This is a genomic window from Nonomuraea sp. NPDC005692 (assembly GCF_040631115.1).
Lineage (GTDB): Bacteria > Actinomycetota > Actinomycetes > Streptosporangiales > Streptosporangiaceae > Nonomuraea.
Genome location: NZ_JBEXYU010000012.1, coordinates 93,760 through 107,037, shown reverse-complemented (window position 1 = coordinate 107,037; position 13,278 = coordinate 93,760). Strand labels below are relative to the sequence as shown.

Below are 13,278 nucleotides of genomic sequence, written 5' to 3'. Positions count from 1 at the left end.
CAGGTCTGGCCCGTTCATGCGCCGAGGGGGCGGCATGAGCAGGGCGTCCCGAGCGCACCAGCGTCTCGCGGTCCGCTACTTCGACGACCGCATCCTGCTCACGGACACCTGCGCGTGGGCGTACTTCCGGCTTCCGACGGTCAGCTACGAGTTCGTCACGCCGGAGGAGCGCGAGGCGCTGGCCACCAACGTCACGATCGCGCTGGCCGCGATCAGGATGCCCGACGCCGAGGTCCACCTGCGGGTCGCGCACCGCACCTACCCGGCGGCCGAGTGGGCGATGGCGCTCAACGCCACCTCCGACGAGGGGCCGGGCTGGCGCGACTACCTGGAGGAGATGTACCGGCACGTCTGGGCGAAGGACTTCTGGTCGAAGGAGGTCTACCTGGGCGTCCGCCTCGGGCCGCGCGGCAAGCAGCTCGGCAGCGGCGTGCTCGCCCAGCTCCTCGGCTTCTACCAGAAGACCGAGAAGGCGCTCGGCATGGAGGACGACCACGTCCCGGACAGCGAGATCGGCCGCTGGACGGAGTCGGCCGAACGGCTGGGCCGGGCCCTGGCGTCCAGTGCCCTGTACGCCAGGCACGCCACGTCCGTCGAGGTGGCCTGGCTGTTCCAGCACGCCGCCGCCGGAGCGGTCGGCGACCCGCCGTCCTCGGCCAGCCCGAAGCGGCGCTGGGGCAAGGGCGAGATCGAGTCGCTGGTCGAGGGCGAGATCCACAACGGCAGGTCGTTGCTGCGGATCGTGCAGCCGCAGGGCGACTCGTACGTGGCCCACCTGTCGTTCGCCCGCTTCCCCGACCTCATGCCGTTCCCCGACGGCGAGCCGTGGATGCACTTCGCCGACCAGCTGCCCTTCCCGGTGGAGATCTCGTCCAGGATGCGGCTGATCCCGCCGGTCAAGGCGTCGAAGGACGTCGCGCGCAAGCTGGCCCACGCCCGCGACATGGACCACCACATCCGCGAGGCGGGCGCCGAGGCGCCGATCGCGCTGGCCGAGCAGATCGACGCGGCCCGCATGCTCGAACACGGCATCACCAAGGAACGACTGCCCTTCGTGTACGGCTGGCACCGCCTGATCATCTCGGCCCCCACGGAGGACATCTGCGTGCAGCGGGTCGAGGCGGTCGTCGAGCACTACCGCGACATGGGCATCGACGTGGTGAACTCGACCGGCGACCAGTTCTCGTTGTTCTGCGAGACGCTGCCGGGCGAGAAGGTGCGCGTCAACGCCTACGCCCAGCGCCAGCCGCTGCGGACGATCGCGGGCGGCATGGCCACGGCCACCGTCGACCTCGGAGACCGGCTCGACGACGGCAGTGAGGGCTGGCTCGGGCCGTACATCGGGGAGACGGTCGGCAGGGCGCGCAGCATCGTGCACTTCGACCCGCTGCTGGCCGCGAGCCGCAACCGGCCGACCGCCATCGCGATCACCGGCGAGCCGGGCGGCGGCAAGACCACGCTCGCGCTGCTGATGATCTACCAGATGGCGCTGCGCGGGGTCACGGTCGCGGTGATCGACCCGAAGGGCGACGCCGAGTCGCTGGTCCAGCTCCTGGAGAAGCGCGGGCGCAAGGCCAGGGTGATCCCGCTGGGCTCGGCGGCGCCGGGGCTGCTCGACCCGTTCTCGTTCGGCGACGACATCGCGGCGAAGAAGACCATGGCGACCGAGACGTTGCGGCTGCTGCTGCCCCGCATGTCGGAGGAGCGCGAGTCGGCCATGATCCAGGCCGTGGCCGCGGTCTCCAACGGCGCCGACCCGTCGCTGGGCAAGGTGGTCGACTACCTGGAGCAGGCCGACGACCCGGCCTCCAAGAACCTGGGCGCGGTGCTGCGTTCCATGTCGGAGATGCACCTGGCCAGGCTCTGCTTCGACCCCTCCGGCGGCGACCAGATCGACAGCGAGGGGTGGACCACCGTGTTCACCCTGGGCGGCCTGACGCTGCCGGACGTCGCCACGACCAGGGACGACTACTCCTACGAGCAGCGACTGTCGGTGGCCCTGCTCTACCTGGTCTCGCAGTTCGCCCGCAGGCTGATGAACGGCCTCGACCGGCGGGCCCCCAAGGCGATCTTCCTGGACGAGGCGTGGGCCATCACCTCCACGCCGGAGGGCGCCAAGCTGGTCCCCGAGGTCAGCCGCATGGGCCGGTCCAGGAACACCGCGCTCGTCCTGGTCTCCCAGAACGCCGGAGACCTGCTGAACGAGCAGGTGACCAACTGTCTGTCCTCGGTGTTCGCGTTCCGTTCCACCGAAAGGGTGGAGGTGGACCACGTCATGTCGCTGCTCGGCGTGGAGCCGTCGGAGGAGCACAAGGCCGTGCTCCGCTCGCTCGGCAACGGCGAATGCGTATTCCGTGATCTGGATGGCAGAGCCGGGCGCATCGGAGTAGACCTGATCTCCGAAGAACTGCTCCGCTGGCTCGACACGAACCCGACACACGACAAACCAGACGGTGGCGGGCATGATGATCTTCGAGGGGGCGTGGGCAGGGCGCAGGAGGTACGGTCATGAAGATCCGACTATCCCGACGACTGGCGCTGGCGCTCGCGCTCGTCAGTGCCGTCCTCGTGGTTCCGCTGGTGGTGGGCGGTTTCTCCACGCCCGTCGCCGCGGCGCCCTGTGACCTGTCGGGGCCGCTCAACCCCGAGATGATCGGCGGCGGCACCGACGGCATGATCCAGCCGCCGCCTCCCGCGGGCGGCGTCCAGGCCCCGACGACGAACTACGGCCAGTTCGGCATGGCCGGCCAGTTCTGGCAGACCCACGGGCTCGGCTGCTCCGACTACGTCGCCGTGCTCGGCAACATGTGGGCCAACGGCGTCTTCACCGCGGCCAAGGCCATCGACCGGCTGACGATCACGACGTACCAGGCGGCCGCGACGGAAGGACCGCTCCAGTCGATCAAGGACGTCGTCGACGACATCGTCCAGAACCTGTCCGAGGCCATGTACTGGCCGTTCCTGCGGCCGATCGTGATCCTCGGCGCCATCTGGCTCGCCTGGTACGGCCTGATCCGCAAGCGGGCCACCACCACCGCCGAAGGCGTGATCTGGATGGTCCTCGCGGTCACCGTGGCCGTGTGGTTCTTCAGCAGGCCCGGCGACTTCACCGGGCTCGGCAAGGTCGTGACCGACAAGACGGGCGAGGTGGTCAACTCCGCCTTCTCCGGCCTGCCGGGCGCCGGCGGCGCGTCCTGCCTGCCGCCACCCGGCCAGACGAACCCGCAGGTCAAACCGGGCGGTTACGGCCAGGTCGGCACCGCGGGCGTCGACCAGAACGCCGACGCCCTGTGGTCCACGCTGGTCTGCAAGCCGTGGCTGGTGGGCATGTTCGGCACCTCCGACCCGCAGCAGCCGATCGTGCGCGACTTCGGGCGCAAGATGCTGGAGACCCAGTCGATCGCCCCCGCCGTGGCCGGCCAGCCTGCTCCCGACATCGCCGCCCACCAGGCCGAGTACGCCAAGGTCGCCGAGCTGCTCAAGAACGACTCCCGCTACACCGTCTTCTCCGGCCGCGACTGGTCGAGCAGGCTCGGCGTGGCCGTCGGCGCGCTCATCGCGGCGGTGGTGGCCGGATTGCTGATCTTCCTGGTGGCGGTCTCGCTGCTGGTGCTCAAGGTGGGCTTCCTGCTGCTGCTGATACTCGGGCCGGTGTTCCTGCTGGTCGGCGTACATCCGGGCAGCGGGCGCATCATCGCCATGCGGTGGGTGGAGATGCTCGTCGGCACGCTGCTCAGGCAGGCGGTGCTGACGCTCGTGCTCAGCGTCCTGGTCTACGGGTATGCGCTGATCATCTCCACGGCCATGCCGTGGGGGCTCCAGGTGCTGTTCATGGCCCTGCTGACGATCGCGGTGTTCTTCTACCGGCGTCCGTTCCAGCACCTGTTCGCGTCCTTGAGCGGCCACACGGTCACCACCCGCATGCTCGGCGACGCCGCGAGCTCGCCCGTCCTGGAGCGGGCCGCGAACGTGTTGCCGCCGGTCGCCGGGGCCAAGCTCGGCCGGTGGGGCCTGCGCAAGGCCGAGCCGCTCATCAGGGCGGCGGCGGCCGGCAGCGGCGCGGGCGCGGCGGCCGGGGCCGCGGTCGCCCAGGCGCGGATGCGCGGCGAGGAGGGCGAGGGCGTCTCGGCCGGCACCCGCATGCCGGTGGCGGCCGCGCCGCTCGACACCGACCAGCACGGCGGCAAGGCGGGGGCCAGGCCCCCGCTCGAACCCCGCAGGGGCACCGCGCCCCCGCTCAACCTCGGCGGCCAGCCCGGCAGGACGCGCGGCGCCGCGGCCGGCGGCTCCGGTGGCGCGGCGGCGGGCGGCACCGCTTCCGGGGGCATGGCCTCGGGGGCCACGGCCTCCGGCGGCGGTTCCAGCAGCGGTTCCGGCGGCGGTGGCTGGTTCGGCGGGCGGTCGGGCGGCGGATGGGCCTCGCGCGGCGGTGCTTCGGGCGGCTCGCGTAACGGGTCGTCGGGCGGCTCGCGGGGCTCCCGGTTCGGCGGGTCCGGCGGGTCGGGTGGCTCGCCGTCCTCGGGGTCGCGGTCGCGTGGCTCCGGTGGCGGGCTGTTCGGCGGCGGTTCGGGGGCCGGGTCCGGCGGGTCCGGCGGGCTCCTCGGCGGAGGCGGTGGCGGGTCCAGGAACGGTGGCGGATCCAGGAACGGAGGCGGGTCGCGGAACGGTGGCGGGTCCAGGTCCGGAGGGTCTGCGTCCCGGCCGTCCGGTGCGTCGTCGGGGTCCAGGATCTTCGGCTCGGACGAGCCGTCGTCCCGCTCGTCCGAGGCGCCGCCGCTGTGGCTGCGCGGCAGCGGCAACGGCGGTTCGGGTGACGATCCGTCGGTGCCGTTCTGGCTCAAGCCCAACCGAGGCAAGGACTGACCGTGGCTCAGTCCGGTGACAAGCGCGGGCTGGCCTTCGCCGCCATCGTCGTGGTCATCGCCGCGGTCGGCGTCTACCTCACGATGTGGCCCAGCTCGGACGATCCGCCCGAGCAGGCCCCGGCAACGGGCGCGACGTCCGCGTCCGCGCCCACGGCGGCGAGCAAGCCGCTGGCCACGGCCAGCGCCGCGCCGTTCGACGTCTACTCGTACCTGCCGATGAAGAAGGAGCAGCTCGCCGCGGCGGCGGACCTCGCCGAGCGCTTCACCGCCGTCTACGGCACCTTCAGGTACGACGAGGAACCGGCGGCGTACGCCACGAGGGTCAAGACGTTCACCACCGCCGAGCTGGGCAACATCCTCGCCCGGACGCTCACCTCGGCGGGCACCGTCCAGCAGAACCGCGACGACCAGATCGTCTCCCAGGCCACGGCCAGGCTGAAGGAGATCAGGCAGATCGAGAAGACCTCCATCGTCTTCGTCGTGACCGAGACCAGACAGGTCACCGCGAAGAGCGGCAACAGGCAGGACGTCGAGGACCTGGCGGTCACGGTGAGCCAGCTCGGCGCCGACTGGCGGATCTTCGACGTGCTGCCCGCCACCGAGGGCCAGGACGGGGACAGCTAGCGGTGAAGCCCTCCCGAACCCGCCTGGCGCTGCTGCTCGGTCTCGCCGGGATCCTGCTCCTGGCCGCGATCATCATCTCGCCGATGCTGCTGGTCACGATGCCGTCCTTCCTGAACGGCGGCGGCGAGGGCTCGGTCGACTGCGAGGGCGGCACCCAGGTGCAGGAGGTGTCCGACTCGGGCGCCGCCGACATCCCGGGCGAATACCTCGACCTGTACAAGAAGTGGGGCAAGAAGATCGGCGTCCAGTGGACCATCCTGGCCGCCGTGGGCAAGCGCGAGACCGACCACGGCCGTTCCGACCTGCCCGGCGTCAAGAGCGGCACCAACTACGCGGGCGCGGCCGGGCCGATGCAGTTCCTGATCTCGACCTGGGGCGGCAAGGCGCAGATCCCGATCTCCTCGACGTTCAACGGGTACGCCTCCGATGGCGACGGCGACGGCGTGGGCGACGTCTACAACCCCGCCGACGCCATCCTCGGGGCCGCCAAGATGCTCAAGCGTAACGGCGCGCCCGAGAACGTCCGGCGGGCCCTGTTCACCTACAACCGCGCCTGGTGGTACGTCGACCAGGTCGAGGAGATCGCCAGGAAGTACGCCAAGTCGGGTGAGGTGGAGGTGCCGCCGCAGGCCTCCGAGGAGTGCGACGACCCCCTGGTGGCGGCCGCGCCCAGCGACGTCGTGGCCAAGATCCTGCAGTACGCGCTGGCGCAGCGCGGAAAGCCGTACCTGTGGGGCGGCACCGGGCCGGACGCGTTCGACTGCTCGGGCATCATCTACGCGGCCTACCGGGCCGCCGGGCTGAGCATCCCGCGCACCACGTTCACGCAGTGGCCGTTCGGGGTGAAGGTGTTAGCGGGCCAGGAACAGCCCGGTGACCTGGTGTTCTTCAACGCCGGTCCGGGCACGTCGGCCGACAACCCCGGCCACGTCGGGCTGATCGTGTCGAAGGGCAAGATGCTGGAGGCCCGGTGCACGCTCTGCGGGCCGATCAAGGTCACGAGCTACCAGGCGCGCGACAACAAGGTGGGCTTCACCCGTCCCCTGCAGAACCCCGATGTGCTCGACCAGCTCAAGAAGCTGCAGAATCCCGCACTATGAGGATGACGAACGCATGAGCACGATCGTGGTCGCGGCGGTGATCGTCGCCCCCGGCGGCAGGGTGCTGGCCGCCCAGCGCGCCGCGCCCGCCGCGCTGGCCGGAGGCTGGGAGTTCCCCGGCGGCAAGGTGGACCCGGGGGAGAGTGAGGTCGCCGCGCTGGTCCGGGAGTGCCGCGAGGAGCTCGGCGTGGAGATCGCGGTGGGCGCGCGCGTGGGCGAGGACTGGGCGCTGTCGGAGGGGTACGTCCTGCGCGTCTGGCTGGCCACGCTCACCTCCGGCACGCCCGAGGCCCGTGAGCACCTGGCTCTTCGCTGGCTGGGGCCGGGGGAGTACTACGACGTGGAGTGGCTGGGGGCCGATCTGCCGATCATGAAGACCGTGGAGAGTCTGCTCCAGCAGGATTAGACCGTCTCTCTCTGTGACATAACGATTACTACACGTGATTTGTCGCAGTGGGGGAGTGGAGTGATGCGGCGTGGCTGGATCCTTTCTGGAGCGCTGATCCTGGTGGCGTTGCCCTCCGTGCCCGTGGCGGCGGCGGGGGTGACGCTCGTGCTCGAACGCGTGAGCGGCCCCGAGGGGGTGGGGCAGTGGATCAGGACGGGTGACGTCCAGCGTTTCAGGGTCCGGCTCAACGGGATGGGCAAGGGGGCCAAGATCGCGGTGGCGACCAGCCCGGCGGCGGCGTTGTCGGGGTTGGCCTGCCCGTCGTCCTCCGGCGCTTCCCGGCTGTCGGCCGATGGGGCTGAGGATTCCGAGGGTTTTGATGGGGGCGGGCTGGTTCCGGCATCTGAAGGGGAACCCGTGCCGGGGCCGTGGAGCGCCGGAAGTGCGACGGATCCGGATGTCGGGGCGTTCCCGGAGGAACCGGAGAGGTGGCGGCCGGCGCCGGGCCGGCGCCTGACCCGGGCGGAGGCCGGTCGCGGGGCGCCGCAGGTGGGGGCCGACCGGGAGGCGGCACAGTTCGGTCCGGGCGCGCCGGACTCCCCGCAGGTCGGGGCCGGTCAGTGGATGCCGCCGGATCGCGCGGCCCAGGGGATGCCGCGGTCCGAGTCCGGCCAGAGGGCGCCGCGCGCCGAGTCCGGACAGGGCGCGCCGTGGGCTGAGGGCGGTCAGGGCGCGCTGTGGGCCGAGGGCGGTCGGGGCGTTCCTCGGGGTGAGGGCAACCAGGGGATGCTTCCGGCCGAGGGGGGTCCGGGTGGGGGGCAGGGCGGTGGTGGGCGGCAGGCGGCCGGGGTGCTGGCCGCGCGGGCGCTGGCCGGCGAGGAGGGTGCGGCTTCCGGCGGCGGTACGCTGCCCGGCGCGCAGGTCTGCGCCCTTGGGACGGTCTACGGGGAGCGGGCGTTGGACGTGACCTTCCAGGCACCCGAGGGGGCCAAGGAGGTGGTGCTCGCCGCGGTGGCCAGGATGCGGACGCCCTCCGGTGGGCTGACCACCATCAACAGGACCACGTCCATGCAGGTCGCCGAGGAGATGCCGCGCGAGGCCGCCACGATCAGCGGTCAGGCGGTGCCCGTTCCGGCCACGGCTCCCCACAATCGGCGGCGGCCGGGCCGGCAGGTGCCAGGCGCACGGGGGCAGCAGCCGGGTGCCGCCGGGCTTCTGGCGGGGACGGGTGGAGGCGTCGCCGGGCTGGTGCCGGGGGCGGGGGGGAAGGCGCGAGGCGTCCTCCCCGGCGCGGCCGGGACGACGGCGGGAAGGGGCGTCCTCCCGGGAGGGGCCGCAGGCTCGCCGATCACCGGTGGAGCCCGAGGGGCGCTCCCGCGCGTCGGCGGCGGGGGCGTGGCGCGGGCACCGCGGCCGGGAGGCACGGGCGGAACCCTGGGGGCGTTCCCGCGGGCGGGCGGCGTGGGCCAGGGCGCTGTCCCCGGAGCGACCGGCCGCGTGCCCGGCGGCGCGCGGGGGACGGCACAACGCGGCCTCCCCGGCGGCCTGACGGCAGGAAGCCTGCCTGGCGGCGCGGCGAGCGGCTTGCCGGGCGGACTGGCGGGGAGCCTGCCCGGTGGTGCGGCGCACGGAGGGTTGTCCGGCGCGGCAGGGCTGCTGCAGGGCGGGGTGCCCGGGACGACACATCAAAGCCTGTCCGGCGGCGCGGTATCGGGAAGCCTGCCCGGCGGCATGCCACCGGGGAGCGTGGCCGGAGGTGTGGCGCCGGGGAGCGTGGCCGGGGGTGTGGCGCCAGGAGGCGTCGCCGGGGGCATGATGCCCGGTGGCATCCCAGGGGGCATGACGCCTGGAGGCGTGGCGCCGGGGGGCGTCGGTGGTGCGGTGTCGGGGTTCGGCGGGGTGCAGGCGGGGGCGGTTCCCGGCGGCGGGGTGGTGAGCCTGGCGCCGCAGTCGGGGGCCGGGGCGCCGTGGCCGGTGCAGGTCGTGGAGGCGCGGAAACCGATTCGTCCGGTCGCGTACGCCAGCCCGCTGGACGGGCCGCGCGGCTTCTCGCTGGTCATCGGGGCGATCGGCGTCCTGCTGGGGGCCTTGTGGCTGGTTACGCGAGCAAAACGCCGCCATAAGCCGCGAAACGTATGGTAATTCCGTCTTTACTGTTGCTTTGACCCGACTAGTATTCCCTTGACCATGGTTCCGGGACTATGCGGAGGGCTCCGGTGGCACGCACGCGAGCGACGGCCGTGTCCGCGATCGTGCTGGCGCTCGGGCTCACGGGCGCCGGCGTGGCTCCCTTCGTCGGTCAGAGCGCGAGCGCTTCGGTCGGTCGCGCGGCCTTCGACCCGGCCGTGGAGCCGTGCGACGCGGGCCAGACCTGCGATCCGCAGACCACGGTCACGGTCACGACGACGTTAGGCACGCCCACGCCGGAGGAGGCTCCGGAGACGACGATCACCCACACCGTCACCGCGAGCCCGACGAAGACCACGAAGGCCCCGAAGCCGCCCAAGACCACCACGGCGCCCACGCCGCCGCCCGTCCAGGAGACGACGCAGCAGCCGCTGGCGCCCCTGCCCACCGCGCAGACCACGGCCGGGCCACTGCCCACGGAGCAGACGACGGAGCCGTCCGTCGAGATGCCGTCCGTGGCGCCCACGGACCCGCCCACCACGCCCCCGTCGCTGACGGCCGACACCGCCGCGAGCACGGACTCGGTCCAGCTCGAGGTGCGCAACGCCGCGCCGGAGTTCGACCAGAAGTCGCTGACGCAGAAGCTCAGCATCCCGGCGCTGGTGCTGGTCCTGCTCGCGCTGTTCGCGGTGCTCATCTTCGAGGGACGGCTGCGCCGCATGGCCCACGCGGCGGCCGTGCGCAAGGCGGGCCCCCCGATGGGCTCCCCGATGGGCCGCCCGGACGCGCCGCCGCCCGGCTACCCCGCCGGACCCGGTTACGCCACGGCGTCCTTCCCCGCCCCCGGCTACCCGGGCGGCACGGCGTACGCGCCGATCATCAGCTTCGTCCCGATCCAGACCTACCCGACCGGCCAGCCCGGCTACGGCCCGGTCCACCACGACCCGGCCTACCACGACCCGTACGGGTCCCAGGGCGGCTACCCGCCCGAGCCGGCGCCGACCATGCCCGCCACCATGCCGGCGACCGCACCCGAGCCCGTCGTGCTGCACCCGGACGAGTTCGACTCCTACAACGAGCCGCCGCAGCCCGCCCAGGACTACCGTGACCCGTTCGAGCCGCTGATCCCGGCCGAGCAGCCGCCGGGCGACATCCCGCCGGGCGGCGGGAAGCCGTACGAGGACGAGCGGGAGTTCCCGCTCGCCCCGGCGGCGGCGGCCGAGAGCGGCGACTCCGAGCCCTGGCAGCAGGGCCCGTCCCTGTTCGAGCCGAAGCAGCCGGTGCAGCCCCGCCCGCCGGGTCGGCCGCAGGGCGAGCAGCCGGGGCCGCCGGAGGGGTACCAGCCGCCGCCGTACCTGCCGCCGGAGGGGGACGCCGCGACGGTCGTCCAGCCGTTGCCGCCGCAGCCCCCGGAGGGCGCCACCAAGGAGATGCAGGACCCCAAGCACCGGAAGAAGCGCTGGGGCCGCAAGTAGCGGAACGCGGAAGCGGGGGCCGGACGGATCCGGCCCCCGCTTCCGCTGTGTCGCCTACTTGGCGCGCTTGAAGATCTTGTTGCCCAGCCAGACCAGCGGGTCGTACTTGCGGTCGGCCACGCGCTCCTTCATCGGGATCAGCGCGTTGTCAGTGATCTTGATGTGCTCGGGGCAGACCTCGGTGCAGCACTTGGTGATGTTGCAGTAGCCGAGCCCGTGCTCCTCCTGGGCGGACTCCTGCCGGTCGGCCACGTCGTACGGGTGCATGTCCAGCTCGGCGATCCGCATGAGGAAACGCGGACCGGCGAAGGCCGGCTTGTTCTCCTCGTGGTCGCGGATCACGTGGCAGACGTTGTTGCACATGAAGCACTCGATGCACTTGCGGAACTCCTGCGAGCGCTCGACGTCGACCTGCTGCATGCGGTACTCGCCGGGCCGGACGCCCGCCGGCGGGGTGAACGAGGGGATCTCGCGGGCCTTCTGGTAGTTGAAGGACACGTCGGTGACCAGGTCTTTGATGACGGGGAAGGTCCGCATCGGGGTGACCGTGATGGTCTCGTCCTCGGAGAAGGTGGACATCCGGGTCATGCAGCCCAGGCGCGGCTTGCCGTTGATCTCCATGCTGCACGAGCCGCACTTGCCGGCCTTGCAGTTCCAGCGCACGGCCAGGTCGGGGGCCTGCGTCGCCTGCAGCCTGTGGATGATGTCGAGGACGACCTCGCCCTCGTTCACCTCGACCGTGAAGTCCTCGAGCTTGCCCTCGCCGCCCTCACCACGCCAGACCTTGAACTTCGCCTTGTAACTCATTTGGCAATCCCGTCGAACTCGGCCATCTCTTCGTCGGTGAGGTACTTCTTCAGCTCGTCCCTGTCGAACAGGGTGATCAGGTCGCCGCGCATGGACGGCTGGACCTTCTCCACGACCTGGACGTCGTTGCCGTCCTCGGTGGAGCAGACGAGCAGCTTGCGGCGCCATTCCGGGTTCATCCCGGGGAAGTCGTCGCGGGTGTGGCCGCCGCGGCTCTCCTCGCGCAGGAGGGCGGCGCGGGCCACGCACTCGGAGACCAGGACCATGTTCCGCAGGTCGATGGCCAGGTGCCAGCCGGGGTTGTAGATCCGCGAGCCGGCCGCGCCGACCTGGCGCACGCGCTCCTTGAGCTTCTCCACGACCTCCATGGCCTCGGAGACCTCCTCGGCCTTGCGGATGATGCCGACCAGCTCGTTCATCGTCCGCTGCAGCTCGTGGTGCACCTCGTACGGATTCTCGCCGTCGCGCTGGAGGGGCGCCAGGGCCTCCTCGCGGGCCGCGTCCACCAGCTCCTGGACGACCTTGGGACGGGCCTTGAGCCCGTCGACGTAGGCCGCCGCGCCCGCGCCCGCGCGCCGCCCGAACACCAGCAGGTCGGACAGCGAGTTGCCGCCCAGCCGGTTGGAGCCGTGCATGCCGCCGGACACCTCGCCCGCCGCGAACAGGCCGGGCACGGCCGCCGCGCCGGTGTCGGCGTCGACCTCGACGCCGCCCATGATGTAGTGGCAGGTCGGGCCCACCTGCATGGGCTCGGCGGTGATGTCGACGTCGGCCAGCTCCTTGAACTGGTGGTGCATCGACGGCAGCCGCTTCTTGATCTCCTCGGCCGGCAGGCGGGTGGAGACGTCGAGGAAGACGCCGCCCTGGGGGGATCCGCGGCCGGCCTTCACCTCGGAGTTGATCGCGCGGGCCACCTCGTCACGCGGCAGCAGCTCCGGCGGGCGCCGGTTGTTGGCCTGGTCGGTGTACCAGCGGTCGCCCTCCTCCTCGGTGGTGGCGTACTTGTCCTTGAACACCTCGGGGATGTAGTCGAACATGAAGCGCTTGCCCTCGGAGTTGCGCAGCACGCCGCCGTCGCCCCGGACGGACTCGGTGACGAGGATGCCGCGCACGGACGGCGGCCAGACCATCCCGGTGGGGTGGAACTGGATGAACTCCATGTTGATCAGGTTGGCGCCGGCGAGCAGGGCCAGGGCGTGGCCGTCGCCGGTGTACTCCCAGGAGTTGGAGGTGACGACGTACGACTTGCCGATGCCGCCGGTGGCCAGGACCACGGCGGGGGCGTCGAAGAGCAGGAAGTTGCCGGTCTCGCGCCAGTAGCCGAACGCGCCGGAGATGCGGTCGCCGTCCTTCAGCAGGCGGGTGACCGTGCACTCGGCGAAGACCTTGATGTAGGCCTCGTGGTCGCCGTGCGTCTCGAAGTCCTCCTGCTGCAGCGCGACGACCCGCTGCTGGAGGGTGCGGATCAGCTCCAGGCCGGTACGGTCGCCCACGTGTGCGAGCCGCGGGTACTCGTGACCGCCGAAGTTCCGCTGGCTGATCTTGCCGTCCTTGGTGCGGTCGAACAGCGCGCCCCAGGCCTCCAGCTCCCAGACGCGGTCGGGGGCCTCCTTGGCGTGCAGCTCGGCCATGCGCCAGTTGTTGAGGAACTTGCCGCCCCGCATGGTGTCACGGAAGTGCACCATCCAGTTGTCGTCGGAGTTGACGTTCCCCATCGCGGCGGCCGCGCCGCCCTCGGCCATGACGGTGTGGGCCTTGCCGAACAGCGACTTGCAGACGATCGCCGTGCGCTTGCCCTGCTGGCGGGCCTCGATGGCGGCCCGCAGCCCGGCGCCGCCCGCACCGATGACGACGACGTCGTATTCGTGACGCTCGATTTCCACTGGAAGAAG

The 13,278-nt window shown here is 71.9% G+C and carries 9 protein-coding genes; 7 read left to right on the top strand and 2 right to left on the bottom strand.

From position 1 onward, the window contains the following. Positions 1–34 precede the first annotated feature (34 nt). From ABZ459_RS25000 to ABZ459_RS24970, 7 genes are all read left to right on the top strand, one after another. Positions 35–2,512 carry an ATP-binding protein gene (locus tag ABZ459_RS25000; RefSeq protein ID WP_357974506.1) on the top strand — a complete coding sequence of 826 codons (2,478 nt, stop codon included), beginning with the start codon at positions 35–37 and terminating at the stop codon, positions 2,510–2,512. After that, positions 2,509–4,863: a type IV secretion system protein gene (locus tag ABZ459_RS24995; protein WP_357974503.1), complete on the top strand. Its 2,355-nt coding sequence runs from the start codon at positions 2,509–2,511 to the stop codon at positions 4,861–4,863. Before ABZ459_RS25000 ends, ABZ459_RS24995 begins: the two co-directional genes overlap by 4 nt. Positions 4,864–4,865: 2 nt before the next feature. Next, the gene (locus ABZ459_RS24990; protein WP_357974500.1) at positions 4,866–5,489 is read left to right on the top strand and encodes a hypothetical protein; all 624 of its coding nucleotides are present in this window, start codon (positions 4,866–4,868) and stop codon (positions 5,487–5,489) included. A gap of 2 nt (positions 5,490–5,491) precedes the next feature. Continuing rightward, positions 5,492–6,589, top strand: a complete 1,098-nt coding sequence (locus ABZ459_RS24985; protein ID WP_357974497.1) for a bifunctional lytic transglycosylase/C40 family peptidase — start codon at positions 5,492–5,494, stop codon at positions 6,587–6,589. 13 nt (positions 6,590–6,602) lie between these two features. Next, entirely contained in the window at positions 6,603–6,995 is a 393-nt protein-coding gene (locus tag ABZ459_RS24980; protein ID WP_352352927.1) for a (deoxy)nucleoside triphosphate pyrophosphohydrolase, read from the top strand. 63 nt (positions 6,996–7,058) lie between these two features. Further along, on the top strand, positions 7,059–9,119 hold the full coding sequence (locus ABZ459_RS24975) for a hypothetical protein (protein ID WP_357974494.1): 2,061 nt from the start codon (positions 7,059–7,061) through the stop codon (positions 9,117–9,119). A 74-nt stretch (positions 9,120–9,193) separates the two neighbouring features. Then, positions 9,194–10,579: a hypothetical protein gene (locus tag ABZ459_RS24970; protein WP_357974492.1), complete on the top strand. Its 1,386-nt coding sequence runs from the start codon at positions 9,194–9,196 to the stop codon at positions 10,577–10,579. A gap of 54 nt (positions 10,580–10,633) precedes the next feature. Here ABZ459_RS24970 and ABZ459_RS24965 read toward each other — a convergent pair whose 3' ends face one another. Together ABZ459_RS24965 and ABZ459_RS24960 are read right to left on the bottom strand one after the other, a co-directional pair. Then, positions 10,634–11,386 (bottom strand): succinate dehydrogenase/fumarate reductase iron-sulfur subunit, encoded by a 753-nt coding sequence (locus ABZ459_RS24965; protein ID WP_352324162.1) that lies wholly within the window; start codon positions 11,384–11,386, stop codon positions 10,634–10,636. Continuing rightward, the gene (locus ABZ459_RS24960; protein ID WP_357974490.1) at positions 11,383–13,269 is read right to left on the bottom strand and encodes a fumarate reductase/succinate dehydrogenase flavoprotein subunit; all 1,887 of its coding nucleotides are present in this window, start codon (positions 13,267–13,269) and stop codon (positions 11,383–11,385) included. Before ABZ459_RS24960 ends, ABZ459_RS24965 begins: the two co-directional genes overlap by 4 nt. Positions 13,270–13,278: the final 9 nt, after the last annotated feature.